23 protein-coding genes are annotated in these 24,692 nt (G+C 61.3%); 11 read left to right on the top strand and 12 right to left on the bottom strand.

Annotated features, from left to right (window positions below):
* Positions 1-8: 8 nt before the first annotated feature.
* The 3 genes from ELH03_RS10550 to ELH03_RS10540 all read right to left on the bottom strand — a co-directional run bounded on the left by ELH03_RS10550 (position 9) and on the right by ELH03_RS10540 (position 2,552).
* Entirely contained in the window at positions 9-731 is a 723-nt protein-coding gene (locus ELH03_RS10550) for a DUF2259 domain-containing protein (protein ID WP_130766279.1), read from the bottom strand.
* Entirely contained in the window at positions 728-1,405 is a 678-nt protein-coding gene (gene rpe, locus ELH03_RS10545) for a ribulose-phosphate 3-epimerase (protein WP_018242183.1), read from the bottom strand. The genes ELH03_RS10550 and rpe overlap by 4 nt, the downstream gene beginning before the upstream one ends.
* A gap of 64 nt (positions 1,406-1,469) precedes the next feature.
* Positions 1,470-2,552: an ABC transporter substrate-binding protein gene (locus ELH03_RS10540; RefSeq protein WP_128402611.1), complete on the bottom strand. Its 1,083-nt coding sequence runs from the start codon at positions 2,550-2,552 to the stop codon at positions 1,470-1,472.
* A 183-nt stretch (positions 2,553-2,735) separates the two neighbouring features.
* Here ELH03_RS10540 and ELH03_RS10535 point away from each other — a divergent pair, with 183 nt between their 5' ends.
* On the top strand, positions 2,736-3,230 hold the full coding sequence (locus ELH03_RS10535; RefSeq protein WP_128402610.1) for a flavin reductase: 495 nt from the start codon (positions 2,736-2,738) through the stop codon (positions 3,228-3,230).
* Between the two features lie 76 nt (positions 3,231-3,306).
* Positions 3,307-3,624: a TfoX/Sxy family protein gene (locus ELH03_RS10530; RefSeq protein WP_018072246.1), complete on the top strand. Its 318-nt coding sequence runs from the start codon at positions 3,307-3,309 to the stop codon at positions 3,622-3,624.
* Here the strand turns inward: ELH03_RS10530 and ELH03_RS10525 are convergent, their stop codons facing one another.
* The 5 genes from ELH03_RS10525 to ELH03_RS10505 all read right to left on the bottom strand — a co-directional run bounded on the left by ELH03_RS10525 (position 3,625) and on the right by ELH03_RS10505 (position 8,498).
* Positions 3,625-4,047 carry an NUDIX domain-containing protein gene (locus ELH03_RS10525; protein WP_128411330.1) on the bottom strand — a complete coding sequence of 141 codons (423 nt, stop codon included), beginning with the start codon at positions 4,045-4,047 and terminating at the stop codon, positions 3,625-3,627. It lies immediately after the preceding gene.
* Positions 4,048-4,054: 7 nt separating this feature from the next.
* The gene (locus ELH03_RS10520; protein ID WP_128411329.1) at positions 4,055-5,617 is read right to left on the bottom strand and encodes a DEAD/DEAH box helicase; all 1,563 of its coding nucleotides are present in this window, start codon (positions 5,615-5,617) and stop codon (positions 4,055-4,057) included.
* A 138-nt stretch (positions 5,618-5,755) separates the two neighbouring features.
* Entirely contained in the window at positions 5,756-7,075 is a 1,320-nt protein-coding gene (locus ELH03_RS10515) for a peptidoglycan DD-metalloendopeptidase family protein (RefSeq protein WP_128411328.1), read from the bottom strand.
* A 125-nt stretch (positions 7,076-7,200) separates the two neighbouring features.
* Positions 7,201-8,028 carry a ferritin-like domain-containing protein gene (locus tag ELH03_RS10510; protein ID WP_128402606.1) on the bottom strand — a complete coding sequence of 276 codons (828 nt, stop codon included), beginning with the start codon at positions 8,026-8,028 and terminating at the stop codon, positions 7,201-7,203.
* The gene (locus tag ELH03_RS10505) at positions 8,025-8,498 is read right to left on the bottom strand and encodes a peroxiredoxin (protein WP_018242176.1); all 474 of its coding nucleotides are present in this window, start codon (positions 8,496-8,498) and stop codon (positions 8,025-8,027) included. The genes ELH03_RS10510 and ELH03_RS10505 overlap by 4 nt, the downstream gene beginning before the upstream one ends.
* 125 nt (positions 8,499-8,623) lie before the next feature.
* Between ELH03_RS10505 and ELH03_RS10500 the strand changes: the two genes are divergently transcribed.
* Positions 8,624-12,022 carry a YhdP family protein gene (locus ELH03_RS10500; protein WP_128402605.1) on the top strand — a complete coding sequence of 1,133 codons (3,399 nt, stop codon included), beginning with the start codon at positions 8,624-8,626 and terminating at the stop codon, positions 12,020-12,022.
* 41 nt (positions 12,023-12,063) lie between these two features.
* Here ELH03_RS10500 and ELH03_RS10495 read toward each other — a convergent pair whose 3' ends face one another.
* Positions 12,064-13,725: an alpha-amylase family protein gene (locus ELH03_RS10495; RefSeq protein ID WP_130766278.1), complete on the bottom strand. Its 1,662-nt coding sequence runs from the start codon at positions 13,723-13,725 to the stop codon at positions 12,064-12,066.
* A gap of 223 nt (positions 13,726-13,948) precedes the next feature.
* On the opposite strand from ELH03_RS10495, the gene ELH03_RS10490 reads away from it, so the two are divergent.
* Positions 13,949-14,269: a hypothetical protein gene (locus ELH03_RS10490; RefSeq protein ID WP_128411337.1), complete on the top strand. Its 321-nt coding sequence runs from the start codon at positions 13,949-13,951 to the stop codon at positions 14,267-14,269.
* A 62-nt stretch (positions 14,270-14,331) separates the two neighbouring features.
* On the opposite strand, the gene tyrS is transcribed toward ELH03_RS10490, so the two are convergent.
* Positions 14,332-15,588, bottom strand: coding sequence for a tyrosine--tRNA ligase (gene tyrS / locus ELH03_RS10485; RefSeq protein WP_128402603.1), 1,257 nt, complete (start codon positions 15,586-15,588; stop codon positions 14,332-14,334).
* A gap of 131 nt (positions 15,589-15,719) precedes the next feature.
* Here tyrS and ELH03_RS10480 point away from each other — a divergent pair, with 131 nt between their 5' ends.
* Positions 15,720-16,838: an anhydro-N-acetylmuramic acid kinase gene (locus tag ELH03_RS10480; protein ID WP_128402602.1), complete on the top strand. Its 1,119-nt coding sequence runs from the start codon at positions 15,720-15,722 to the stop codon at positions 16,836-16,838.
* Entirely contained in the window at positions 16,835-17,362 is a 528-nt protein-coding gene (locus tag ELH03_RS10475) for a GNAT family N-acetyltransferase (protein ID WP_128411326.1), read from the top strand. The genes ELH03_RS10480 and ELH03_RS10475 overlap by 4 nt, the downstream gene beginning before the upstream one ends.
* Here ELH03_RS10475 and ELH03_RS10470 read toward each other — a convergent pair.
* Complete coding sequence (locus tag ELH03_RS10470; protein ID WP_128402600.1) at positions 17,359-18,534, bottom strand: acyltransferase family protein; 1,176 nt, start codon at positions 18,532-18,534, stop codon at positions 17,359-17,361. The genes ELH03_RS10475 and ELH03_RS10470 overlap by 4 nt on opposite strands.
* Positions 18,535-18,676: 142 nt before the next feature.
* Positions 18,677-19,354 carry an alpha/beta hydrolase gene (locus tag ELH03_RS10465; protein ID WP_003559715.1) on the bottom strand — a complete coding sequence of 226 codons (678 nt, stop codon included), beginning with the start codon at positions 19,352-19,354 and terminating at the stop codon, positions 18,677-18,679.
* A 217-nt stretch (positions 19,355-19,571) separates the two neighbouring features.
* Between ELH03_RS10465 and ELH03_RS10460 the strand changes: the two genes are divergently transcribed.
* The 5 genes from ELH03_RS10460 (at position 19,572) to sufD (ending at position 24,685) form a co-directional block, all read left to right on the top strand.
* The gene (locus ELH03_RS10460) at positions 19,572-20,738 is read left to right on the top strand and encodes a cysteine desulfurase family protein (protein ID WP_128402599.1); all 1,167 of its coding nucleotides are present in this window, start codon (positions 19,572-19,574) and stop codon (positions 20,736-20,738) included.
* Positions 20,739-20,882: 144 nt separating this feature from the next.
* Positions 20,883-22,352 (top strand): Fe-S cluster assembly protein SufB, encoded by a 1,470-nt coding sequence (gene sufB, locus ELH03_RS10455; RefSeq protein WP_130766277.1) that lies wholly within the window; start codon positions 20,883-20,885, stop codon positions 22,350-22,352.
* Positions 22,352-22,618 (top strand): hypothetical protein, encoded by a 267-nt coding sequence (locus ELH03_RS10450; protein WP_128402597.1) that lies wholly within the window; start codon positions 22,352-22,354, stop codon positions 22,616-22,618. Before sufB ends, ELH03_RS10450 begins: the two co-directional genes overlap by 1 nt.
* A gap of 12 nt (positions 22,619-22,630) precedes the next feature.
* Positions 22,631-23,386, top strand: coding sequence for a Fe-S cluster assembly ATPase SufC (sufC, locus tag ELH03_RS10445; protein ID WP_018445225.1), 756 nt, complete (start codon positions 22,631-22,633; stop codon positions 23,384-23,386).
* Positions 23,387-23,410: 24 nt separating this feature from the next.
* Entirely contained in the window at positions 23,411-24,685 is a 1,275-nt protein-coding gene (gene sufD, locus ELH03_RS10440) for a Fe-S cluster assembly protein SufD (RefSeq protein WP_130766276.1), read from the top strand.
* Positions 24,686-24,692 lie beyond the last annotated feature (7 nt).

Raw genomic sequence — 24,692 nt, 5'->3', positions numbered from 1 at the left:
ATCCGTCCTCAGGGATGAACCGGAACGGCGATCCAGCGGCCGTTCCGTTCGGCATCGAAGGCCAGGACGAGGGCGATATGGACCTGGTTTCCGGCTTCCGGCTGGTAGACCACAGCGCCGCCGATCCGGTATTCGACCGAACATGCACGCTCGGCCGGAACCGCCGTCGCCTGGCGGGCCGCCTGACGGTTCGGAGCGCCTTCCTTTTCGATCATCTGCAGGCTGAAGCCGATGACCCGCTTGTTGACCGCAGCGCAACCCTTCGGTGTCGGCACCGGCATCTCGCCGAGCGAGAGCGTATAGGGCGATTTCGGCGGGCCGTCGGTCGCAAGCGTCGTGTAGCGGATCGTTTTCGAAGGGGAGCCGAGTTCGGTCGGCGGATTGAAGGCGGCGATCAGGCCGGGATTGGTCAGGAGATCGTATTTGTCCATCTGGCTGCGCGCAGCCGTCAGGTTCTGCCGCCGCGCCTTGGAGAGATTGGCGTCCTTATCGGTCAGTTCCGTGTGGAAGGGCGTGCCCTCGAGATAATGGCCGCTGTCGGTATCGACGAAATAAGTGTTGGAGTAGGGGACGCCGCTCTGCTCGATGCCGAATTCCTGAAACCCGAAGACCTTGCCGTCGGCGGAAAAGCCGATCGGCTGGATATTAGCGATGTCGCCGGCAAGTGACAGGCCGGGCAGGCCGGCAAATGCGACGGCAAGCATGCCACCGATGATCAGACGTTTCTTCATGCTCGTGCCCCTTCGGCTGCCTGACGCAGATCGGCGACAGTCCGGCGATAATCCTCGACCGTATCGCCCTTGAAAATTGCCGAACCGGCGACGAGAACGTTGCCGCCCGCCCGGGCGATATCAGGCGCCGTTTCCACCGTGACGCCGCCGTCGACCTGGAGTTCGATCGGCCGATCACCGATCAGTGACTTCGCCGCAGCAATCTTGGCCGCCATCGCCGGAATGAACTTCTGTCCGCCGAAACCGGGATTGACCGACATGATCAGGATGAGGTCGACATCGTCGAGCACATTCTCGATGGCGCTGAGCGATGTCGCCGGATTGATCGTCACGCCGACCTTCTTGCCGAGATTGCGGACGGTCTGCAGCGAGCGGTGCAGATGCGGTCCGGCTTCGGCATGGACGGTAATGCGGTCGCAGCCGGCCTTGGCGAAGGCTTCGAGATAGTCGTCGACCGGCGAGATCATCAGGTGGCAGTCGAAGGTGGCTGATGTATAGGAGCGCAACGACTTGATGACATCGGGGCCGAAGGAGATGTTCGGCACGAAATGCCCGTCCATGACGTCGAGATGGATCCAGTCGGCGCCAGCGGCCGTCACGTCGCGCACCTCCTCGCCGAGCCTGGCAAAATCCGCCGCGAGGATCGAGGGGGCAATGCGAATGGGCAGCGTCATCAAATCTTACTCCGTAAAGGCCGCCGTTTGACCGCGGCGCCCGAATTCAACGCTGACGCACCGCTCATTGCGTCGGCGCGGCAGGTGGAAAAAAGCCGTTACCCCGCCATTCAAGCAGGCGGTAGGGGTTTTGCGAAAGTTCATGCGCACTGGTGAAGGCGATGGCGCCGACCGGCGTTTGGAATGTCGTGCCGAGAAGCGTCTCCTGCAGGGGCTTGCCCGCCGCAGCGGCGGCTTGCCCCGCCTGGCCGGCAACGAGTGCCGCGGCCAGCGATGGCAGGACATAACCCTCCGGCTCGATGCCTTTGGCACGCAGCGCGTCGGCCGCAGCTGTGCCTTCCGGTAGAATGGCGTATTCGGGCAGTGCGACAGCGCGCACGCCTTCATTCAGCGGCAGCGGCTGGTCGGCAGCGCGCATGGCATCGCCGCCGAGGATGGACAGCGGGATATTCTCCGCCTTGGCGTCGCGGGAGATGGCGGCAACGTCGCTGCGGTCGCCGCCGATGAAGACCCTGGTGGCACCGGCCCGTTTCAGGCGGCGAACGAGGGCAATCTGCTGCTCCTGTCCCGGCCGGTAGGTATCGGTAAAGACCGGCTTCAGGCCACTCTGCTCCAGCGCATTGCGCACCGCTTCCGTCAGTTCGCGGCCATGAATGGTGCCGTCTTCGATCAGGGCGATCGGATCGGCGGCCCAGTCCTTCAGGATCACCTCGATGATCTTTGCCGCCTCGGCACCGTCGGCGGGTGCTGCCCGGAAGAGCGGCCAGCCGTTCTTCAACGCATCCTCCATGAGGATGCGGGAGCGAACGGAGACGGTGATTGCGGGAATGCTGGCGTCCTTCAGCTTCGGCAGCGCGCCTTCCAGCGTTTCGCTGCAGAGAAAGCCGATCGCGACCTGCACCTTGGCATTGACAAGCGCATCGGCGACCGCAGCACCGCTATTATCCTCGCAGGTCTCGTTGATGGCGACGAGGGTATTTTCTGACTGCTGAATCTCGAAGCCGGCGCCGGCGGTAATCTGGGCGCCGAGGAGGGCGAGCGGGCCGTTCTGAGGGGCGACGACGCCGATTGTCACGCCGGCCGCATGGCCTTGCGCCGCCGCTCCCAGCACCGCCAGACAGGCTGCTATGCCACGCAGGTTGATCATGAAAGGCGGAGATCCCTAGCCATCGTCCATGCCCTTTTATCCGCAAGGCCGCGATCGTCAAAGAAAAACAAGCGCAACACAGCGCTTTTCACCGGTCCTATTGTAGAAAAGGTAACCGATGCTCGCCATATTGGCGCGATAGCAAGTCGATCCGGGCAGAATAAGCGCGTACGGGAGAAGCAGGTGTTGAACAGGCAGCATATCGACCCCGGCCTTTATCGCGATGCCATGAGCCGTTATGCCGGCCATGTACAGCTCGTGACGACGGCGATGGGCGAGGTGCGCCGCGGCGTCACCATCACGGCCGCCTGCTCGGTTTCGGACAATCCGGCCTCGGTGCTGATCTGCCTCAACAACACCAATCCGAAGAATGAGATCTTCTTCCGCAGCGGCATTTTCGCGTTGAACACGCTCGGCGCCCATCATCAGGGCGTTGCCGATGCCTTTTCCGGGCGCACGTCGCTTGCCAATGACGACCGTTTCGCCAGCGCCCGTTTCGAGATGCTTGCCACCGGTGCGCCTGTGCTGGCCGACGCGCTTGCCGCCTTCGATTGCCGGGTGATCGATATCAAGGAAATGCCGACGCACAATGTCATCTTCGGCGAGGTCGCTGCTGTCCGATTCAGCGAAAAACACCCGGCGCTCATCTATATGAACCGGGATTATCACGCGCTGTGATTAGAGCGCCATGCGTCCTTTCGGACGTACAAGGGCCGATGCGCTGGGGGTGGCCGAGATTTCGAGGGAATAGAGAATGGACAATGCCGGGATCGAGGAAATGTTTCAGGGGCTTGGGCCCGTTACGGTCAAGCGCATGTTTGGCGGCAAAGGCATCTATCATCTCGGGCGCATCATCGCGCTTGAAGTGCGTGACGAGATGCTGCTGAAGGCCGATGAGACGAGCGCCCCGGAATTTGCCGCTGCCGGCGCCACGCAGTGGACCTATGAGGGCAAGAACGGCAAGCCGGTGAAGATGCCCTATTGGTCGATCCCCGACGAGGCCTACGACGATCCCGATCTGATGGCGAAATGGGTGCGGCTTGCCTATGAGGCGTCGCTTCGCGCCGAATGACTAGCCGCGTTCGGCAGTCGGCAAGGCTGCTATCGCCGCCTTGGTGAAGGCTGACAGCGGCTCGGGCAGATCGGTGAGGGGAAACCAGCCGAAATCCGAAAGCTTGTCCGGTTCGGTCAGTTGCGGCTCGCCGTCGACGTCACGGGCGAGATAGAGGATCGAGATCCAGTGTTGGCGATCGGCCTCGATGATCTGCTCGCTGATGCAGAGGCGTTCGATGCGGCCGATCGTCAGGCCGGTTTCCTCTTCGGCCTCGCGGCGCGCGGCTTCCTCAGCCGGCTCCATGTGATCGACCTTGCCGCCGACGATATTCCAATAGCCGGCTTCAGGTGGACGCATGCGTTTGTAGAGAAGGATCCTGGCGTCGCGCAGAATCACCAAGCCGACGCCGAGACCCGGAAAATCAATACCGGGCCTGCCCATTGGAAGTTCAGACCTTGGCGCTACCGGCGATCAGCATGAAGGCGGGGATATCGTCGCCGAAGCCGATCGGGGTCGGGCCGTCGTCGTGATCGCGATGACGGCGGCGGTCGCGGCTGTCATCATTTGCCGGGTAAGGCCGACTGTTACGCGCATTGTTCTGCGGCTTCTGCTCTGCTTTGCGCTCGTTCTTCACGATGTCGGCCTTTACTGGTGCTGCTTCGATCACGTCTACGCCATTATCCTGTATGTCGTTGTCAGATTTATGACTCGCAGCGCTGCGACTGCCGCGTCCGCGGCCACGATCCCTGTCGCCATTCTCTCTCGGCGCGCGATCTCGGGCTGCGCCATCTCTGGCACCACGCTCGCGGCTGTTGCGCCGCGGACGTTCAGTTTCCCGGCTTTCTTCTGCCGGCGGCAGGGAATTCAGGTCGCCGCTCAGCCATTCGACCTTTTCGCCGATCAGCTTCTCGATGGCGTCGACAAATTTGGTATCGCGCTTGGTGACCAAGGTGAAGGCGGCACCGGAGCGGCCGGCACGGCCGGTGCGGCCGATGCGGTGAACGTAATCTTCGGAATGGATCGGCACGTCGAAATTGAAGACGTGGCTGACATCAGGAATGTCGAGGCCGCGGGCGGCGACGTCGGAGGCCACCAGAAGCTGGAGGTTGCCGTCGCGGAAGCTCTGCAGCGTCATCGTGCGGGAACGCTGGTCCATATCGCCATGCAGGGCGCCGACGGAGAAGCCGTGGCGTTCAAGCGAGCGGAAGAGATCGGCGACATCCTTCTTGCGGTTGCAGAAGACGATAGCGTTCTTGAGCTCGGTCTGGGCGCGGACGAGTTCGCGCAGAACCGCTCGCTTCTCGTAATCCTTGCCGTGCGAAGCGACGAAGCGCTGAGTGACGGTCGCGGCAGCGGAGGCCGGCTTTGCGACCTCGATGCGCTCGGGATTCTGCAGAAAGCGGTCCGCGAGCTTCTGAATCTCCGACGGCATGGTTGCCGAGAAGAACAGCGTCTGGCGGGTGAACGGGATCATCTTGGCGATGCGTTCGATATCAGGGATGAAACCCATGTCGAGCATGCGGTCGGCCTCGTCGATGACGAGGATCTCGACGCCGCTCATCAGCAGCTTGCCGCGCTCGAAATGGTCGAGCAGGCGGCCGGGCGTGCAGATCAGCACATCGGCGCCGCGCTCGAGCTTGCGGTCCTGGTCCTCGAAGGAAACGCCGCCGATCAGAAGGGCGACGTTCAGGCGGTGGTTCTTGCCGTATTTCTCGAAATTCTCGGCGACCTGAGCGGCGAGTTCGCGCGTCGGTTCAAGAATCAGCGTGCGGGGCATGCGCGCACGCGCACGGCCCTTCTCCAGAAGCGACAGCATCGGCAGAACAAAGGATGCTGTCTTGCCAGTGCCGGTCTGCGCGATGCCGCAAATATCGCGGCGCTCGAGCGCAAACGGGATGGCGCCCGCCTGAATAGGCGTTGGGATCGTGTAGCCCGCGTCCGTAACAGCGGATAGCACTTTTTGGCTTAAGCCAAGGTCAGCAAATGTCGTCAAAGGGAAAACTGTTTCCATTCCGTTCGGCCGAGCTCTGAACGAGTCGGCGGGATTGCATGCCGCAATGCAGCGCGACATAGCCCCGAATGGCCGGCAAGTCAAGAAATAGAGACGCCGCACCCATTGCAGAGTGAAGCGTTGGTTACCGGGCAGGAGTTACTTGATATAGGTGGCGAGTTTAAGGCCGGCATTCATGAAATATACTGGATCGACCGCGTGGCCGTCCTGGCGCACTTCGTAATGCAGATGCGTGCCCGTCGAGCGGCCGGTGCTGCCGGCAAGGCCGATAACGTCATTGCGGTCGACTGTGTCGCCGACCTTGACCAGGACCTGGGACATATGTCCGTAGCGCGTCGAGATGCCGTTGCCGTGATCGATCTCGACCATGTTGCCGTAGCCGCCGGTCCAGCCGGCCGATATCACCTTGCCGGGGGCCGACGGGCGGATCCTTTCGCCCGGCGAAAAGCGGAAGTCGATGCCGGAATGGAGCGCGAGGCGGCCGAGGAAAGGGTCGCGTCGATTGCCGAACGGGCTCGTCACGTCCTTGCCGATAGCGGGATTGCGGAAGGGCAGGGATTCGGCGGTGCTGCGCACCTCTTCGAGACGGGTCAGCGCGCCGTCAAGCGCGACCAGAGAATTGTTGAAGTCGTCGTTGCTTTCGGGCTCGACATAGGGGCCGCCGACGGCATCGTCATCGTCTTTCTTGGCAGCGGTCTCGGGCATCGGAATCTTGAAGCGGGTCAGCACGGTCTCGATGGCGTTGGCGGCATTGCCGGCATCGCTCGTCAGCTGTTCGACACGGCTGCGCTGATCCTGTTCGACATCTTTCAGCGACAGCGTCACCTTGGAGAAGATGCGGTCGGCACGGTCGCCGACCGTGTCGGTGGCCGGCACATAGGCAAGCGTCGAATTGTCGGGCGTCGCATCGGCGGGCGTGCCGCTCGCCAGCTGTTTCTCGATCGCCTCGATGCCGTTGCCGGTGAGCGAAGCACGCTTGTCCTTGAGATCGGGGGCATAGGACTGAACGGGCGAAGACGGTGCAGGCAGGGCGCCATCCTTTTCCGTCAGGCCGGAGCTTTCGGCCCGGTCGAGCAGATTGTCGAGCTTGCCATGGCGCGAGGTGAGCGCCATCTGCTGCTCCATCAGCTTGTCGACCTTGTCTTCGACCACCTGCTGGTCGAGAAGCTGGCGGGAGGTGATGCGGTCGACCTGAGCGCGGAGGGCGGCGATGCGGTCTTCATAGTCGTGCTGCATACGAGCCTGGCGGGCCATGGTGGCGCCGATCAGGTCGTCGCGCAGCACGAGATAGGATGTGGCCAAGAGGTAGCCGATCGAGAAGACGCCGACGAAGCAGAAGGCCAGGGCAGCCATCCAGGGTCGGACCGTCATATGTCGGACCTTGTCACCGCTTGCCAGGATGAGGATATGTTCCTGTGCCCGCCTGCCGAATACCCGGTGCTGATGTCCGCTGTTCACGCAGGCTCTCCCGATTGATGCTCTACGCCTCTTTCGGAAAATTAGACACGGTTATGGTTAATGAATGCTTTCATTATCGCCGTCGCATCACAAATGGCGGGCATGCGCAGCATGCCCGGGACACTTCAAGCGTGGCTGATCGATGCCAGCGAGCGGTAGAAGGACGGCGTCAGCCCGGCTTCGGCGCGGGCAAGGTCGTTGAAAGGCGGCTTCAGCGGTCCGCGGAAATTGGCTCGCACCAGCTCCTGGAAGGATTTTGCAGGGTCGCGTTTCTCGCGGGCGCAGAGGAAGCGGAACCATTTGGCGCCGACGGCGACATGGCCTTTCTCGTCGTTGTAGATGACGTCTAGGACATCGGCACTTTCGAGATCGCCGGTCTGACGCATCTTCGCCTGCAGCGACGGCGTCACGTCGAGGCCGCGGGCTTCCAGAATCAGCGGCACGACGGCGAGCCTTGCCGTCAGATCGTTGCGCGTCGAATGGGCGGCCTGCCAGAGCCCGTCATGCGCGGGTAGATCACCGTAATCAGCACCGAGATCGTTGAGCCTGGCGCGCACCATGCGGAAATGCTTCGCCTCCTCGAAGGCGACCTGCATCCAGCCGTCGAAGAAGGAGTTCGGCACCTGCTCGGTCGCGAATCGCGCAACGATATCGAGCGCCAGATCGACGGCGTTGAGCTCGATATGGGCGATGGCGTGGAGCAGGGCGATCCGCCCTTTGAGCGTATGCAGCGAGCGCTTCTCCACTTGCGTCGGCGGCGTCAGCACTGGTTTCTCGGGACGGCCGGGCCTGTCGGGCAGGGCCGCATCGAGCGGCGAGCGCAGCGACACGCGGCGGGCGAACCAGCGGGTAGCGCTTTCCTGCGCAAGTGCCGTCTTGCGGTCGAGATCGGCCGAGCAGATGGCATCGATGGCGCCACCGCGCAGCGAGCTTATCGCCAGATCTCCGGTCACGCCGCCAGATTCCTCACGGCCTCGAGCACGGTTTCGGCATGGCCCTGCACCTTCACCTTCTGCCAGATGGTGGCGATCGTCCCGTCCTGGCGGATCAGGAAAGTGGTGCGCTCGACGCCCATGAAGTTGCGGCCGTACATGCTCTTTTCCTTCCAGACGCCATAGGCCTGCAGCGTCGTCTTTTCCTCGTCCGAGGCAAGCGCCACCGAAAGACGGTGCTTCTTGATGAACCTGTCATGGCAGGCGGCCGAATCGGGCGACATGCCGATGACGGCAGCACCGGCCGCTTCGAACTCGCTTGCTAACGCTGTGAAAGCCAATGATTCGGCGGTGCAGCCCGTCGTGTCGTCCTTGGGATAAAAGAACAATACGAGCGGCTTGCCGTGGAATTCGGCCAGCGTGACGCGGCCGCCGCCGTCGCGGGGAAGGTTGAAATCAGGGGCCGAGACGCCGATGCCGGGAACCGCCATTGGGAAAACCTTTCTTTTGCCGGGTTTGTGGATGACACTTTCTCTCCCCGAATTATATAGTGGACGGATACCCGTCCAGCATGGCCGGGTTCAATTCTTCAGTTAAAGGGAGAGCCCGAGGGCGCATGTCAGCCATCCGCGGCGAAAAGGTCACGTTTCGCAAGAAGGATATCGTTGCGCTGGACCGCTTGCCGTCCGCCCAGGCCGAGGATCCGATCATCGTTCATTGCCCGCCGCCGCGTTCGCAGATGCGCCGCACGGCGAAGCTGACCTCAGGATTTCTGGGACTGATCCTCGTTATTCTCGCTGGCATCGTTTTCACCGTCGAGAGCGGCATGTTCGACAAGCCGCTGTCGCAGCAGGCTCAGGCGGCGCTGAATGGCGTGGCCGGACCGCGCTACCGCGCCGAGGTCGGCTCCACCGTCATCCGCTTCACCTCGGATTTCCGGCTGGCGCTTGAAGCGCGCAACGTCAACATGATCGACCAGGAGAGCGGCCAGCACCTGTCGACGACTGGTTCGGTGCGCCTGGGGCTCGATCCGCTGCAGCTTTTCCGCGGCCGCATCGCCGTCGCGGACATCGAAGCGGAGGATATTGCGCTCGATACTGCGCTTCTGCCTTCCGGCAATCCCGTCAAGCTCGACGATCTGCGCATCGACGCCGTGCCGGCGGCGATGGAGAAGATCTTCTCGCAGTTCGACATGTTCGACAGCATAGTGACGCGCGGCTCGACCAATTCGGTGCGCATCTCCGGCATCGACATCAAGCTCGCCGATACCGCCAACGGTCCACTGTCGCTTGTGATCGACAATCTCGTCTTTGCCCATGCCGGCCCGTCCTCGCTGCAATTGACCGGCGAAGTCGCGCTCAACGGCGAGGTGGCGGATCTCGACGTGCTGGCCGAGAAGGAAGACGGCCACGTGTCGAAGGTCGTGGCGACGCTCAAGCATGCCGACCTCACGCCCTTTGCGCTGAAACGCAACGATCAGGGCGTGATACGGCAGGGGCTCAGCGCCTTTGCCGACCTGACAGTGTCGGCCACCAGAGCGCGCGATGGGGTGCCGTCGGCGCTTGCTGCGACGATCGACATCGATCCTGGCCAGATCTATACGGATGGCGATCCGCAGGAGCTGTCAGGCGGGCAAATCAATCTCGTCTATGATTTCTCCAAGCAGACGCTCGAGATCGCCAGGTCAAACGCCCGATTCGGCGCGACCACGCTTCCCATCAACGGCGCGCTGATCGATCTCGACAAGCTCGACCCGCAGGCCGGCAAAGGCTTCGGTATCGACCTGCTCGTCAGCGGCGGCACGGCAGCTCCCGGCGGCTCCGGCGAGCAGCCGCTCTCCTTCGACATCCAGGCGACCGGGCGCTACATGGTCGCCGGCCGCGAATTCCAGTTTCCCAACATGACCGTTTCCAGCCCGCTCGGGGCGCTCTACGGATCACTTGATGTCAAACTCGGCGACAAATCACCGGAGATCAGCTTCGCCGGCCAGTCGGCGCAACTGCAGACGATAGCGATCAAGCAGCTCTGGCCGTTCTGGATGGCGCCCAAGGTACGCACCTGGGTGCACGGCAATCTCTTCGGCGGCACCGTCACCGACGCCTCCATTTCCGTCTTCATTCCCTTCGGCAGGCTGGACGAGGCAGCCGGCGGCAAGGGATTGAAGCTCGATGCCAACCAGATTCGCATCGGCTTCGATATCACGGGGGCGCGGATGAACGTCGCCGGAGACATTCCGCCGATCCGCGACACGTCAGCACATTTTGACCTGACCGGCCCGGTTGCGACGATCGCGATCAAGAGTGGCACGTCTTATTTCCCCTCCGGCCGGTCCGTCGGTCTCGGGCAGGGGACGTTCATCTTGCCTGCCACCTACGATAAACCGCTGATGGCCGATATCGATCTCGCGGTCTCCGGGGCGGCGGACGCCGTCGGCGAGCTTCTGACCTACAGGCCGATCCGCGTGCTGCAGCGCGCCGGCTTTACGCCCGACGATCTCAAGGGCCGGATCGAGGCGAATGTGAAGGCCCATTTCGGCCTGCTCTCCTCGCAAAACCCGCCGCCGGCCGAATGGACGGCGGCAATGAAGCTCACCGATATCGATCTTGCCAAGCCGTTTTCCGGCCGTACGATCAGCAATCTCGATGGCACGCTGAACGGCAATCCGAAACGGATCACGCTCGACGCCAAGGGCCAAATCGACGGCGTCCCGGCCGATATCGATCTTACCGAACCGGTCGAGGCATCCGACACGGCGGTGCGGCAGCGGGTGATCACCGCGACGCTTTCCGAGGACCAGCGCAACAAGCTGATACCCGGCCTTTCCGGCATCGTCGGCGGCAACGTAAAGATGGTACTGACGCGGATCGACGACGACCGGCAGGACGTCCAACTCGACCTCACCAAATCGCTGCTCCAACTGCCGTGGATCGGCTGGTCGAAGGGCAGCGGCATTGCCGCCACGGCCGAATTTGAAACGTCTGGCCCGGCCGACAATACCCAGATCAAGAATTTTCGATTAAAGGGCGATGGTTTCGGCGCCAACGGGTCGCTGAACATTGGCAAAGGCGGGCTGATCTCTGCTGATTTCGACAGCGTCAAGCTCTCCTCGCTCGACGATTTCGCCTTGTCGGTGAAACGCAGCAAGGGCAATTTCGACGTCTCGGTCTCCGGCGACAGCGCCGATGCGCGGCCGGTCATCGCGCGGTTGAAATCGGGCTCGGACGGCGATGGTGATGGCGATGCCGGCGACACCGGCGTATCGGTGCGTGCCAGGCTGAAAAACGTCATCGGCTTCAACGACGAGAAGGTCGGCAATTTCCAGGCGCAAATATCACTGCGCGGCGACAAGCTGCAGGCGCTCAATTTCTCCGCCGTTACCGACAGCGGCGAGGCCGTGGTCAGCCAGATGAAGGACGGCGGCGTCATCAACATCACCAGTGGCGATGCCGGCGCGGTATCGCGTTTCGCCGATCTCTACCAGCACATGCAGGGCGGCCTGCTTAATCTGGCGATCCGGCTGGGGGCGGAGGGCGGTTGGGATGGCTCGCTCGACGTGCGCCGCTTCGCGATCGTCAACGAACAACGCCTGCAGTCGATCGTTTCGACGCCTGTCGGAAATGAGCAGCGCAGCCTCAACGAAGCCGTCAAACGGGATATCGATACCTCGTCGCAGCGCTTCCAGCGCGGCTTTGCCCGTGTCGTCTCGCGCAATGGCATGGTCGGCATCGAGAACGGTGTGTTGCGCGGCGACCAGATCGGCGCAACCTTCCAAGGCATCGTGCGCGACCGCAAGGGCAACATGGACATGACCGGCACCTTCATGCCGGCCTATGGCCTCAACCGCCTTTTTGCCGAACTGCCGCTGATCGGCGTCATCCTCGGCAATGGCAGCGACCGCGGCCTGATCGGCATCACCTTCAAGCTGACAGGCAAGTTCGACCAGCCGAACCTGCAGATCAACCCGCTGTCGATCATTGCGCCTGGTGTTTTCCGGCAGATCTTCGAATTCCAGTGAGTCGGGGAAACCGTCACGGCTGAGGTCGTGGCGAGACGTACCTAAATCTCCTTGCGCCTGAGGAGATAGTCGAGGCCGCCGACGCGATACCAGCGATAGCCGTATGCATCGAGCATGACGGTATGAAATCCTTTCCCGTCTGCCTTGCTGCTTGCACCATCGGCAATATCGATCAATTGTCGTCCGTCTTCACCGATGTCGGGATCGAAAGTCACTTCCGCCGGCTGCGCATGCAAATTGTGCAGGATCAACACGGAATTGCCGCGCCAGTCATAACGAAGCGCCAGCACGCCGTCGTTCCCGGTGTCGATCACAGAAAAGTCGCCCCAGCCGATCTCAGGGGCTTCCTTGCGCATCCGGATCATCCGCTCGGTCCAGTTCAGCAAGGAATTGGGATCGCGCCGCTGTTCGGCAACGTTGACATGCTGGAAACCGTAGGGGCCTTCCTTGATGACGGGTGAAACAGGCTTTTTACTCTTGGTGAAACCGCCTTCCGGTTCGGTCGACCATTGCATCGGGGTGCGTGCGCAGTCACGCTCCGGCAGGTTTAGATCATCGCCCATGCCGATCTCGTCGCCGTAGCGGATGACAGGCGTTCCAGGCAGCGAGAACAGCAGGCTGTAGGCCATGTTGATCCTGCGGCGGTCACCGCCGAGCATGGGCGCCAGGCGACGGCGAATGCCTCTGTCGTAAAGCTGCATATCCTTTTCAGCTCCGAAAGCGGCAAATACCGCGCCGCGCTGCTTGTCCGTCAGCCGGCCGAGATCAAGTTCATCATGGTTGCGAAGAAAGAGGCCCCATTGCGCGGTCGCGGGGCGCGGTTTCGTAGCCTCCATGGCCTTCTTGAGCGGCCGGGTATCGGCGCTGGCGAAAGCATAAAACAGCGCCTGATTGACCTGGAAGTTGAACATCATCTGCATGCGGTCGCCGTCATCGCCGAAATATTCGAAATTGTCCTTCGGCAGGATGTTGGCCTCTGCCAGCACGATGGAATCCCCTAGGCGCCATTGCAGGAATTCACGAAACTTCCTCAACATGTCGAACTGCTCGACAGGCTTGATAACGTCGGCGCCTTTCGTCGCGATGATGAAGGGGGCGGCATCCATCCTAAAACCGGAGACGCCGAGCTGGATCCAGAAGCCCATGATCTTGAGGATTTCCGCCTGCACCTCGGGGTTGGAGGTATTGAGATCGGGCTGATGATCGTAGAAGCGGTGAAAATAATAGGCCTTGGCCTTGTCGTCATAGGTCCAGGTCGTCTTCTGGACCCCCGGGAAGACCATGCCCTGGTCCGCATTCGCGGGCTTTTTGTCTGACCAGACGTACCAGTCGCGATAGCGCGAGCGCGGATCGCTCCTGGCGTCCTGGAACCAGGGATGGTCCTTGGATGTATGATTGATCACCAGATCGATCAGCACGCGGATACCGCGCTGCTTGGCGCCGTGGGTGAATTCGACGAAATCGCCGAGCGAGCCATAACGCGGATCGACATTGTAATAGTCGGAGACGTCATAACCGTCGTCGCCCCCGGGCGAAGCCTGGAACGGCATGAGCCAGATCGCTGTCACGCCAAGGCCGGAGAGATAGTCGAGGCGCCGCATCAGGCCCTGAAAATCACCCACGCCGTCACCGTTCGCATCCATGAATGTCTCGACGGACAGGCAGTAGATGATGGCGTTCTTATACCAAAGGTCATTGATCATGCCGGCGCTCCAATCCAATCTGGTCGCAAATCCCGGCGGGCGGAAAAGGTTCCGATAAAGCGTTCGCTATGGGGTGGTAGTGCTTCGTGGCAGAAAAATGCGCGGGCTCCTCCTCGACAAGCCGATTCCAAGCCAGGCTGACAAATCCAGCAGTGATGCTTTGCCTATTTTAGGGAAATCTGATGTACTATGCTGTCCCGGTCATGAAGCAACGGCCGGTGCAATGTCGGAGGATGCGATGCAGTGCGCCCGGACAGTTTCTTTCGCATCGGCCGCCATGATGGCTTTGACAATTGCCGACGCTTCGCTTGCCGCGGAAAAGGTCGTGCGGCTGAAATCGCAAGAGGCGGTCATCCGTTCCGACCACGTCCTCATGGTTCCCCTCGACGCGATGATGACGCCGCCGATCTTCTCGATCAGCTGGTGGTCGCGGGTGAAGCCCGCTTCAAGCGTCGATCCGCCGGCTATCTTCTCCGAGAGACCAAACGAGGTGACGCCGAATACCGGCGGGGAGCTGAATGATCTTGCTCGCCGACCCGAATAGTGAGGCAAAGAAAAAAGCCGGCGCAGGCGCCGGCTTTGGTATCTGTTCGGAAATAAGGCCGTTTACGCCGCGCGGCGGATCAGGATGTGCTTCTTCTTGCCGAGAGAGAGTTTGATGATGCCGTCGGCAGTGATTTCGCCGCTGCCGATCATCTTACGTTCGTCGCTGACCGCCTCGTCGTTGATGCGGACTGCGCCGCCCTGGACGTGACGGCGCGCTTCGCCGTTCGATGAGGCAAGGCCGGCGCGAACGATCAGCGACAGCAGGCCGATGCCAGCGTCGAGCTCGGAGGCGGGCACATCGACCGACGGCAGGTTTTCCGAAAGGCCACCTTCCTCGAAGGTCTTGCGTGCCGTTTCGGCAGCCTGTTCAGCGGCCTGGCGGCCGTGCAGGATCGCCGTTACCTCGGTCGCAAGGATCTTCTTGACCTCGTTGATCTCCGAACCACCGAGTGCGGAGAGACGGGCGATTTCATCCATCGGCAGCGTCGTGTAGAGCTTCAGGAAGCGCGAGACATCGGCATCCTCGGTGTTGCGCCAGTACTGCCAGAAATCATAGGCCGAGAGCATGTCGGCGTTCAGCCAGACAGCGCCCGTTGCTGACTTGCCCATCTTGGCGCCGGATGACGTCGTCAGCAGCGGCGATGTCAGCGCATAGAGCTGCTGTGTCCCCATGCGGTGACCGAGATCGATACCGTTGACGATATTGCCCCACTGGTCCGAACCACCCATCTGCAGTCGGCAATCGTAGCGCTTGGCAAGCTCGACGAAGTCATAGGCCTGGAGGATCATGTAGTTGAATTCCAGGAAGGACAGGGACTGTTCGCGGTCGAGACGCGTCTTGACGCTGTCGAAGGACAGCATGCGGTTGACCGAGAAGTGCTTGCCGACGTCGCGCAGGAATTCAAGGTAGTTCAGCGAGCGCAGCCATTCGGCATTGTTGATCATCAGCGCGTCCTTCGGACCGTCGCCGTAGTTCAGGTAATTGGAGAAGACGCGCTTGATCGAGGCGATGTTGCCTTCGATCGTATCGACGGTCATCAGCTGGCGCGCTTCTTCCTTGAAGGAGGGATCGCCGACCATGCCGGTGCCGCCGCCCATCAGCGAGATGGCGCGATGACCGGTCTTCTGCATCCAGTGCAGCATCATGATCTGGATCAGCGAGCCGGCGTGCAGGCTGGGTGCCGTCGGATCGAAGCCGATATAGGCCGTCACGGTTTCCTTGGCGAACAGGTCATCGAGGCCGCTTTCATCGGAGACCTGATGAATGAAGCCGCGCTCTTTCAGCGTGCGGAGGAAATCGGACTTGAACTCGGACATGGGTTTCGTCTCTTGGTGTCTGCGCTTGCCCGTGTGGGCCTCACGCAAGTTCGTTGTTGTTGATCTGTCGCGGCGCGTTTAGCACTGTTTTTATAAAAGTGCATCCGGGAATCGCAGGGGAGGCAAGCCTCATGGATGTCATCAGGACCGCAATCGGTTTGATGAGCGGCACGTCGATGGACGGAATCGACGTCGCGTTGATCAGGACCGACGGCCGCGGCTTCATCGAGCGCGGGCCGTTCATGGGCGTGCCCTATGACGCCGATTTTCGCGGGCAGCTCAAACGGGCGCTGGAACTGGCTCGCCCGCTGAGCGCCAGGAACGAACGACCCGCTGAGCTTCGGGAAATCGAACTTGAACTGACCTTACGGCATGTAATTGCCGTTACGGCATTCCTGGAGCGTTTCGGGCTCTTAGCCGATGGCGTCGATGTTCTCGGCTTCCATGGCCAGACGGTGCTTCATCGCCCTGATGAGGGATTAACGATCCAGATTGGCGACGGCCCGGAACTGGCGCGCCGAACCGGCATACCGGTGGTCTACGACATGCGCGCCAACGACATGGTTCATGGCGGGCAGGGGGCGCCGCTGGTGCCGGCCTATCATGCAGCACTTGCGGGAAAATTCCAGCAGCAGGGACAGGCGGTCTGCTTCGTCAATATCGGCGGCATCTCCAATCTCACCTCCATCGGCACGGATGGCCGGATATCGGCCTTCGACAGCGGGCCGGGCAATACGCTGATCGACCAGTGGGTGGAGATGCAGACCGGCAGAACCTATGATCCCGGCGGCGAGATCGGCGGGCGCGGCAAGGTCGTGGCCAGCCTGGCGGAGCGTTACCTGGAAAGCCCGTTTTTTCGCGGCAATGTTCGCCGTTCCCTCGACCGCGGCGATTTCGCGACGCTTCGGCCCGAGGAGGCGAGCCTTGAAGACGGCGCCCGGACGCTGGCGCATGTCGCCGCCGCCTCGATCATCAAATCCGCCAGCTTCCTGGCCGAGACCCCAGCGATCTATATCGTCTGCGGCGGCGGGCGCCTGAATGCCACTCTGATGGCGGAATTTTCGGTCATGGCCGAAAGGTTCGGCTCGAAGGTACTGAGCGCCGAGGAGGCAGGCTTCGACGGTGATGCGATGGAAGCCGAGGCCTGGGCCTATCTCGCCGTCCGGTCGCTGGACGGGCTGCCGTTGACATTCCCCGGCACGACGGGAGTGGGCGTCCCGGTCAGCGGCGGGGTACTGGCAAGGCCATGAGAGAGCAGAGGGTCATACTGAAGACGCCACGGCTGAGCTTGGTCATGTGGGACGAAGGCGATGCGGCCCTGGTGCAGCAGCTGCATTCGACGATGGCGACGACCCGATATCTGTCCGGCAATGCGCCGTGGAGCCTCGAGAAGGCTGAGCAGCGGCTGCGGGGCTGGTTCGAAGAGCAGGCGCGCGACGGTACGACCAAATACAAGCTCCTCGCCGAGGATGGCAGCTTCGTCGGCCGCGCGGGCATTTCGCAGTTCAGGAGCGAGCAATTCGAACTCGGTTATTCCCTGCGCGAGGAGGCGTGGGGCAAGGGCCTGGCAACCGAGGCGGCAGGCGCGTTGGCCGACTGGTTCTTCGAAAGGCAGTTTGCGCAAGGCTTCATCGCCTTCACACATCCCGAAAACATCGCCTCGCAGCGTGTCCTCAGAAAGATCGGCATGCGCGAATGCTCGCCGATCCTGATCGATGGAGTGCTTGGCCCAGCTTTTGAACTCACCGCCGATATCCAGCCGGCAAAGTGCTAACTCTTTACGGCGACCGGCCGGACATTGGATTCGCGCCCAGCCTGGTTGCCATCCTCGACGCCCCTGACCTGGGCAATGAACGAGAACTTCTTGCGAAGGCCGAGGATCGGCTTCTCGATGAAATGCCAGGACAGCACCGCGACGGCGAGAGCCGATGGCAGGCCGACGAGATAGAGCGCCAGCGCGCCATATTTCGGGTAGAGAAACACCGACGGGAACGAGCTGATCCAGATCTGCAAAAACGGGTCGTGATAGAGATAGACGCCGTAGGAATAGTCGCCCTTCCTGAAAAAGGCCGGAATGGGCACTTCGGACAGGCCGACGAAGACGGTGATGTAAACGAGAGAGGTGATGACCAGGGGCCGGTTCATCACCGACTCTGTCGCCCGGCTGTCCAGGGTCAGAATGGCGACGATGCAAACCAGGCAGGCGGCGGCGAACAGCCAGCGGGAATGCGGAATGACCGCTTTGAACTGAAAGGCGACGATGCCCATCATGAAGGCCGTTATCAGCTGGGAGCCTCGGCTCATAAACAGGAAGCGAGCGATTGGCTTGATCGAGCCCGGCAGCAGGTAGGGCATCTTCTGCACGATAATGCCGATGACAATGTAGGCGATCGTCACCGCGAGCAGCTTGTAGCGCGTCTTGACGATGGCGGTGATCATCAGGAACGACATGATGATATAGCAGAAGATCTCCCAGGGAACCGTCCAGAGAGCGCCATTGACACGCTGGCTTGGATTATTCTCGAACACGCCCGGCAGCTCGTAATGGATCCAGCCGACGATATTCAGGAAGTATTTGAAAAACCGCTGATCGGTAAAATATTCGGAGTGATAAACGACCGTTATGATCGGCCCGATAATCAACGAACAAACGACGATATCGACCGCAAGAGCCGGTACGATGCGCAAGCCTCGGTTGATCAGGAAATTCCGGAGGCTCAGGCGCTGGGCGCTGCCGGCGATCAGAAATCCGCTCAAAGCGAAGAACATCGGAACTAGAGCGTATTCAGTGAACCAGAATACCGACCCCCTGATGAAGGCATTGTTCTCGGTTAACAAAAAGGAATGGGTCAATACGATGGAAAAGGCGAGCCCTATTCGAAGAAAATCGAACCCCGGACCAATTCCCCTATACTTATCCAGGACTTCCCCGAACGACTTGGTCATTGCGGACCTCGCTTTTGTTAGGATCGCGAGGACCCTACCGCACTGCAACATGCATTGCAACACGATAGGTGATCTGTTCTGACACAGCCGGCCGGGTATGTCCCGCAGCGTCTCCGCGTCATGACGGAGAGATGTGGAGGTGTCAGCGAATCCGCTTGGCGGCCGGTTCCGGCACCAGTTCACCGTTGAGGCGACGGTCGAGATAATCTTCGCATTCGCCCATCAGCGTTTCCACCTGGCCGTTGAAAAAGTGGTTGGCATTGGCAACGGTGCGGTGGGTGATGAGGATGCCCTTCTGGGTCTTCAGCTTCTCGACCAGGCCGTTGACATCCTTTTCCGGCGCCACCTTGTCGGCCTCGCCGTTGATGATCAGGCCGGAAGAGGGGCAGGGCGCCAGGAAGGAAAAGTCGTAAGTGTTCGGCTGCGGCGCGATCGACATGAAGCCTTCGATCTCCGGCCGGCGCATCAGGAGCTGCATACCGATCCAGGAGCCGAAGGAATAACCGGCGACCCAACAGGTCTTGGAATCGGGATGCAGGCTCTGCACCCAGTCGAGCGCCGAGGCGGCATCCGAGAGTTCGCCGGCGCCATGGTCGAATTCACCCTGGCTGCGGCCGATGCCCCGGAAATTGAAGCGCAGCGTCGTGAACCCGCGCTTCTGGAACATGTAGAAGAGCTGATAGACGATCTGATTGTTCATCGTGCCGCCGAACTGCGGATGCGGATGCAGAATCAGGGCGATGGGCGCGCTTTTTTCCTTGGAGGGCTGGTAGCGGCCTTCAAGACGGCCGGCTGGGCCGTTGAAAATAACTTCGGGCATTGGTACTCCGGGTTTTATTTCGCGTTCGCACTGCGCCGGATGACAACATGACTTGACTAGTGTTGTCAGCTTTTCTAAAACGCAGTTTAGAACAATTCGAAACTTGCATGGCGATCCACGCATCGTGGAACGTGTCATAAGGCAAGCCCGGCGGAAATTTCAAGAAAAATGAACCGCGGCCGCTGAAGCAAGCTCGTCAAGCGCAGGACTGAAGATCATGGCGCCGCCACGCCTTTATCTCGACTGGAATGCCACAGCGCCGCTGCACCCCGCAGCACGCGCGGCGATCATGCGCGCCATCGATGTGTTTGGCAATCCGAACAGCGTGCACGGAGAGGGCCGCGCCGCGCGCGCCGCCATCGAAGGCGCACGACGCAAGGTGGCGGCACTTGCCGGCACCGGTGCTGGCAATGTGGTGTTTACCAGCGGTGCGACTGAAGCCGCTAACCTGGTGCTGACACCGGATTTCCGCATGGGCCGCACGCCGCTTCGGCTCGGCCATCTTTATTTCTCGGCGATCGAGCATCCGGCTGTGCGCGAAGGCGGCCGCTTCGCCAGAGAGAGTATGACGGAGATCCCGGTGACGGAAGCCGGCATCGTCGATCTCGATGCGCTCGGCCACCTGCTTGATGCGCATGACAAGGCCGCCGGGCTGCCGATGGTCGCTATCATGCTCGTCAACAACGAGACGGGCATCGTGCAGCCGGTTGAGGCGGCGGCAACGATCGTCCACGCCCATGGCGGGCTCTTCGTCGTCGACGCCGTGCAGGCTGCGGGTCGCATCGCCCTCGATATCGAGAAGATCGGCGCCGATTTCATCATCGTCTCCTCGCACAAGATCGGCGGGCCGAAGGGGGCCGGCGCGCTCATCGCACGCGGCGAGGCGCTGATGCCCAGGCCGCTGATCCAGGGCGGTGGGCAGGAGCGAGGTCACCGCTCAGGGACACAGAATTCGCTGGCGCTGATCGGCTTCGGCGCGGCGGCAGAAGCCGCGTCCGACGAACTCGAGGCGCGCAATGCGACGATCGGTGCGCTGCGCGAGCGGCTGGAAGCCGGCATGCGTGAGGCGGCTGCCGATGTGATGATCCACGGCGAGGGCGGCGAGCGTGTCGCCAATACGATCTTCTTCACCCTGCCGGGGCTGAAGGCTGAGACCGGGCAGATCGCCTTCGATCTCGAAGGCGTTGCCCTTTCTGCGGGTTCGGCCTGCTCATCCGGTCGGCTCGGGGAGAGCCATGTTCTGACGGCGATGGGACGTGACGCCAAGCTCGGAGCGCTACGGATATCGCTCGGCTTTTCGACGACGGAAGACGATGTCGACAGGGCGATTGCGGCTTTCGCGAAGATTGCCTGTCGGCGGAGGTCGGCGGGCGAGGCGGCTTGACCCGCGTCAAAACTTGCGGAAACGCAAATTTCTGCTTGCCAATCGGGCTGAAAAGTCCCTTTTGGCCTCTTACATAAAGGGCAAGACAATTGCCCAAACGCTACAAGCTGCCGGACCTTGTATCCGGCGAGATTGGAGAATGAGATGGCTGCCGTGCAGGAAACAATCGACCAGGTCCGCCTGATCGATGTGGACCAGTACAAATACGGTTTCGAGACCGTTATCGAGATGGACAAGGCGCCGAAAGGCCTGTCCGAGGACATCATTCGTTTCATTTCGGCGAAGAAGCAGGAGCCGGAATGGATGCTGGAATGGCGTCTTGAGGCCTATCGGCGCTGGCTGACGCTGGAAGAGCCGAACTGGGCGCGCGTCAACTATCCCAAGATCGATTTCAACGACATCTATTATTACGCCGCGCCGAAAAGCACGCCGGGTCCGAAGTCGCTCGACGAGGTCGATCCGGAGCTGTTGAAGGTCTATGAGAAGCTCGGCATTCCGCTGCGTGAACAGGAGATTCTTGCCGGCGTCGAGAGGCCGAAGATCGCCGTCGACGCCGTTTTCGACAGCGTTTCGGTCGTCACCACCTTCAAGGCAGAGCTGAAGAAGGCCGGCGTGATCTTCATGTCGATCTCGGAAGCCATTCGCGAATATCCCGATCTCGTGCGGAAATATCTCGGCTCGGTCGTGCCGACCTCGGACAATTATTATGCGACGCTGAATTCGGCTGTCTTCACCGACGGTTCCTTCGTCTTCGTGCCGAAGGGCGTTCGTTGCCCGATGGAGCTGTCCACCTATTTCCGCATCAATGAGAAGGGCACCGGCCAGTTCGAGCGCACGCTGATCATTGCGGAAGAAGGCGCCTACGTCTCCTATCTCGAAGGCTGCACGGCGCCGCAGCGCGATGAAAACCAATTGCATGCCGCCGTGGTCGAGCTGGTTGCGCTCGACGATGCCGAGATCAAATATTCGACGGTGCAGAACTGGTATCCGGGCGACAAGAACGGCAAGGGCGGCATCTACAACTTTGTCACCAAGCGTGGCGATTGCCGCGGCGACCGTTCGAAGATTTCCTGGACGCAGGTCGAAACCGGCTCGGCGATCACCTGGAAGTATCCGTCCTGCATCCTGCGCGGCGACGACAGCCGCGGCGAATTCTACTCGATCGCCGTTTCGAATGGCCATCAGCAGATCGACAGCGGCACCAAGATGATCCATCTCGGCAAAAATACGTCGAGCCGCATCGTCTCCAAGGGCATCGCTGCGGGCGTTTCCAACAATACCTATCGCGGCCAGGTCTCGGCTCACCGCAAGGCGTCGAATGCCCGCAACTTCACCCAGTGCGATTCGCTGTTGATCGGCGATAAGTGCGGCGCCCATACCGTGCCCTACATCGAGGCGAAGAATTCGACGGCGCAGTTCGAGCATGAAGCCACGACCTCGAAGATCTCCGAGGACCAGCTGTTCTACTGCCTGCAGCGCGGCATCCCGACCGAAGCGGCGATCGCACTGATCGTCAACGGCTTCGTCAAGGAAGTCCTGCAGGAACTGCCGATGGAATTCGCCGTCGAGGCGCAGAAGCTGATCAGCATCTCGCTCGAGGGCTCGGTGGGGTAATGGACGATAAGTCGCCGCTTTGGCAGACGGGCAAACAAAGGCATTGGATAGCAAATGCTCTGATGTTTTTGTTCTCCACGTCGCTGGCCGGTGTCATCGTGGGAATGTTTGTCGCTTTCGCTAATTGGAATATCGGCAAACTGATCGTCCTTTCGTCTCTTGGCCTGTGTGCCGTTGTGCTGCTGCTTGGTAGAGCAGCCGAACTGGTCGATGAATTGTTAGAATTGATGGAACGCATTTTCCCTGGATGGAAAAGCCCCAAGTGAAAGATCGAGACTATGCTTGAAATCAGAAACCTTCATGCCCGCATCGCCGAGGACGGCACCGAGATTATCCGTGGCTTGAACCTGACGGTGAAGGCCGGCGAAGTTGCCGCCATCATGGGGCCGAACGGCTCCGGCAAGTCGACGCTCTCCTATGTGCTCTCCGGTCGCAGCGATTACGAAGTCACCGAGGGCGACATTCTCTATAATGGCGAGAGCATTCTCGAGCTCGATCCCGCCGAACGCGCCGCCAAGGGCATCTTCCTTGCCTTCCAGTATCCGGTTGAAATCCCGGGTGTTGCCACCATGCAGTTCCTGAAGGTGGCGATGAACGAGCAGCGCAAGGCGCGCGGCGAGGACGAGCTGACGACGCCGGATTTCATGCGCCGGGTCAAGGATGCCGCCGGCAAGCTGCAGATCAATACCGAGATGCTGAAGCGCCCGTTGAATGTCGGCTTTTCCGGCGGCGAGAAGAAGCGCGCCGAAATCCTGCAGATGGCGCTGCTCGAACCGAAGCTCTGTGTGCTTGATGAAACCGATTCCGGCCTCGACATCGACGCGCTGAAGATCGTCGCCGACGGTGTCAACGCGCTGCGTTCGCCGGACCGCGCGGTTGTGGTCATCACCCATTACCAGCGCCTGCTCGACTATATCGTGCCGGATACCGTCCACGTGCTCTACAAGGGCCAGGTGATCAAGTCGGGCGACAAGACGCTGGCGCATGAGCTGGAAGCCAATGGCTATGCCGACATCATCGGCACGGCGGCCTGAGTTCGGGTGGAAAGGACGACGTCCATGAACATGCAGACGACGAGCCGCCTGACTGCGGCCGAGACGGCGCTGATCGAGGCCTTCAACCAGCAGATCGGCGAGCTGCCGGGCAATGGCGCGGTGACGGCCCTGCGCGACCGGCTTCTCGACGACCTGAAGAAGGCCGGCCTGCCGACGCGCCGCATCGAAGCCTGGCATTATACCGACCTCAAGAATCTGCTGCGCACCGTTCCGCCGCAGGCGGGCGATGCCGGCTCGGAGGCTTTGGAGCCACTCGTTGCTGATGCCACGGTGCTGGCGGTGATCCAGGGCCATTCCAACCAGAAGGCTACGGCCGACGGTCTTGGCGTTTCGGCCTTTTCCGAACGTCTGCTTGACGGCTCTGCCGCAGGCGGGCTCGATGCGCTCGGCAGCGACGATGCCGTCGGCCGTATCAATGGCAGCTTCGTGCGTGACGGCTATGTCATCGACGTGCCTGCCGATGCCGAGCTTGAAACCCCCCTTGAAATCCAGTTCATCCATGCGGGCGGGCAGATACATACGCGCCTTCCCGTGTCCTTCGGCGCCGGTGTCAAGGCGACCGTCATCGAGCGTCACCTGACGGTGACCGGTGATGCGGCCCTCGTGTCCCACGTCAGCGACATCACGGTGGGCGAAGGCACAGAACTGACCTGGATCATCCTGCAGCAGCAGGGGGCCGACGATACACATCTCGGGCAGATCCGCATCGATCTCGGCGTTGACGCCAAGCTTCGGCTTTTCGTCATCAATGCCGGCGGCAGGCTGGTGCGCCAGGAGCTGAACATCAAGGTGACGGGCGAGGGCGCCGATCTGACGCTGCGCGGCATCAACCTGCTCGGCGGCGACAGCCATACCGACGTGACGATGGTGCTTGGCCACGACGTGCCGAACACCGGCTCGACCGAAGTGATCCGCAATGTCGTCTTCGACCGCGCCAAGGGTGTGTTCCAGGGCATGATCCGGGTGGCGCCCGATGCGCAGAAGACCGATGCCAAGATGGCTTGCAACACGCTGCTGATGTCCGACGATGCCGAATTCTCGGTCAAGCCCGAGCTTGAAATCTTCGCCGACGACGTGCAGTGCGGCCACGGCGCGACGGTGACCGATATCGACGCCAATCACCTCTATTACATGATGGCGCGCGGCATTCCGGAGAACAAGGCGCGGGCGATGCTCGTCAACGCCTTCGTCGCCGAGATCGTCGAGGAACTGGAAGACGAAGCCCTGGTCGAGGCGCTGGAAGGCGTGATTTCGGCCTGGCTCGAAAAGCACGCCTGATCGGATA

The sequence above is a fragment of the Rhizobium beringeri genome, assembly GCF_004306515.1.
In the GTDB taxonomy this organism is placed as follows: domain Bacteria; phylum Pseudomonadota; class Alphaproteobacteria; order Rhizobiales; family Rhizobiaceae; genus Rhizobium; species Rhizobium beringeri.
This window is presented reverse-complemented; position numbering and strand designations above follow the sequence as displayed.

Bases quoted from the DNA above. Each gene is read 5' to 3' on its own strand.
- ELH03_RS10540 (WP_128402611.1), bottom strand. From the start codon at position 2,552: ATGATCAACCTGCGTGGCATAGCAGCCTGTCTGGCGGTGCTGGGAGCG.
- ELH03_RS10500 (WP_128402605.1), top strand. From the start codon at position 8,624: ATGTCAGCCATCCGCGGCGAAAAGGTCACGTTTCGCAAGAAGGATATC.
- ELH03_RS10480 (WP_128402602.1), top strand. From the start codon at position 15,720: ATGGATGTCATCAGGACCGCAATCGGTTTGATGAGCGGCACGTCGATG.
- ELH03_RS10470 (WP_128402600.1), bottom strand. From the start codon at position 18,534: ATGACCAAGTCGTTCGGGGAAGTCCTGGATAAGTATAGGGGAATTGGT.
- ELH03_RS10495 (WP_130766278.1), bottom strand. From the start codon at position 13,725: ATGATCAATGACCTTTGGTATAAGAACGCCATCATCTACTGCCTGTCC.
- ELH03_RS10520 (WP_128411329.1), bottom strand. From the start codon at position 5,617: ATGGAAACAGTTTTCCCTTTGACGACATTTGCTGACCTTGGCTTAAGC.
- rpe (WP_018242183.1), bottom strand. From the start codon at position 1,405: ATGACGCTGCCCATTCGCATTGCCCCCTCGATCCTCGCGGCGGATTTT.
- ELH03_RS10475 (WP_128411326.1), top strand. From the start codon at position 16,835: ATGAGAGAGCAGAGGGTCATACTGAAGACGCCACGGCTGAGCTTGGTC.
- ELH03_RS10505 (WP_018242176.1), bottom strand. From the start codon at position 8,498: ATGGCGGTTCCCGGCATCGGCGTCTCGGCCCCTGATTTCAACCTTCCC.
- sufC (WP_018445225.1), top strand. From the start codon at position 22,631: ATGCTTGAAATCAGAAACCTTCATGCCCGCATCGCCGAGGACGGCACC.
- ELH03_RS10530 (WP_018072246.1), top strand. From the start codon at position 3,307: ATGGACAATGCCGGGATCGAGGAAATGTTTCAGGGGCTTGGGCCCGTT.
- ELH03_RS10450 (WP_128402597.1), top strand. From the start codon at position 22,352: ATGGACGATAAGTCGCCGCTTTGGCAGACGGGCAAACAAAGGCATTGG.
- sufB (WP_130766277.1), top strand. From the start codon at position 20,883: ATGGCTGCCGTGCAGGAAACAATCGACCAGGTCCGCCTGATCGATGTG.
- ELH03_RS10465 (WP_003559715.1), bottom strand. From the start codon at position 19,354: ATGCCCGAAGTTATTTTCAACGGCCCAGCCGGCCGTCTTGAAGGCCGC.
- sufD (WP_130766276.1), top strand. From the start codon at position 23,411: ATGAACATGCAGACGACGAGCCGCCTGACTGCGGCCGAGACGGCGCTG.
- ELH03_RS10490 (WP_128411337.1), top strand. From the start codon at position 13,949: ATGTCGGAGGATGCGATGCAGTGCGCCCGGACAGTTTCTTTCGCATCG.
- ELH03_RS10550 (WP_130766279.1), bottom strand. From the start codon at position 731: ATGAAGAAACGTCTGATCATCGGTGGCATGCTTGCCGTCGCATTTGCC.
- tyrS (WP_128402603.1), bottom strand. From the start codon at position 15,588: ATGTCCGAGTTCAAGTCCGATTTCCTCCGCACGCTGAAAGAGCGCGGC.
- ELH03_RS10525 (WP_128411330.1), bottom strand. From the start codon at position 4,047: ATGGGCAGGCCCGGTATTGATTTTCCGGGTCTCGGCGTCGGCTTGGTG.
- ELH03_RS10460 (WP_128402599.1), top strand. From the start codon at position 19,572: ATGGCGCCGCCACGCCTTTATCTCGACTGGAATGCCACAGCGCCGCTG.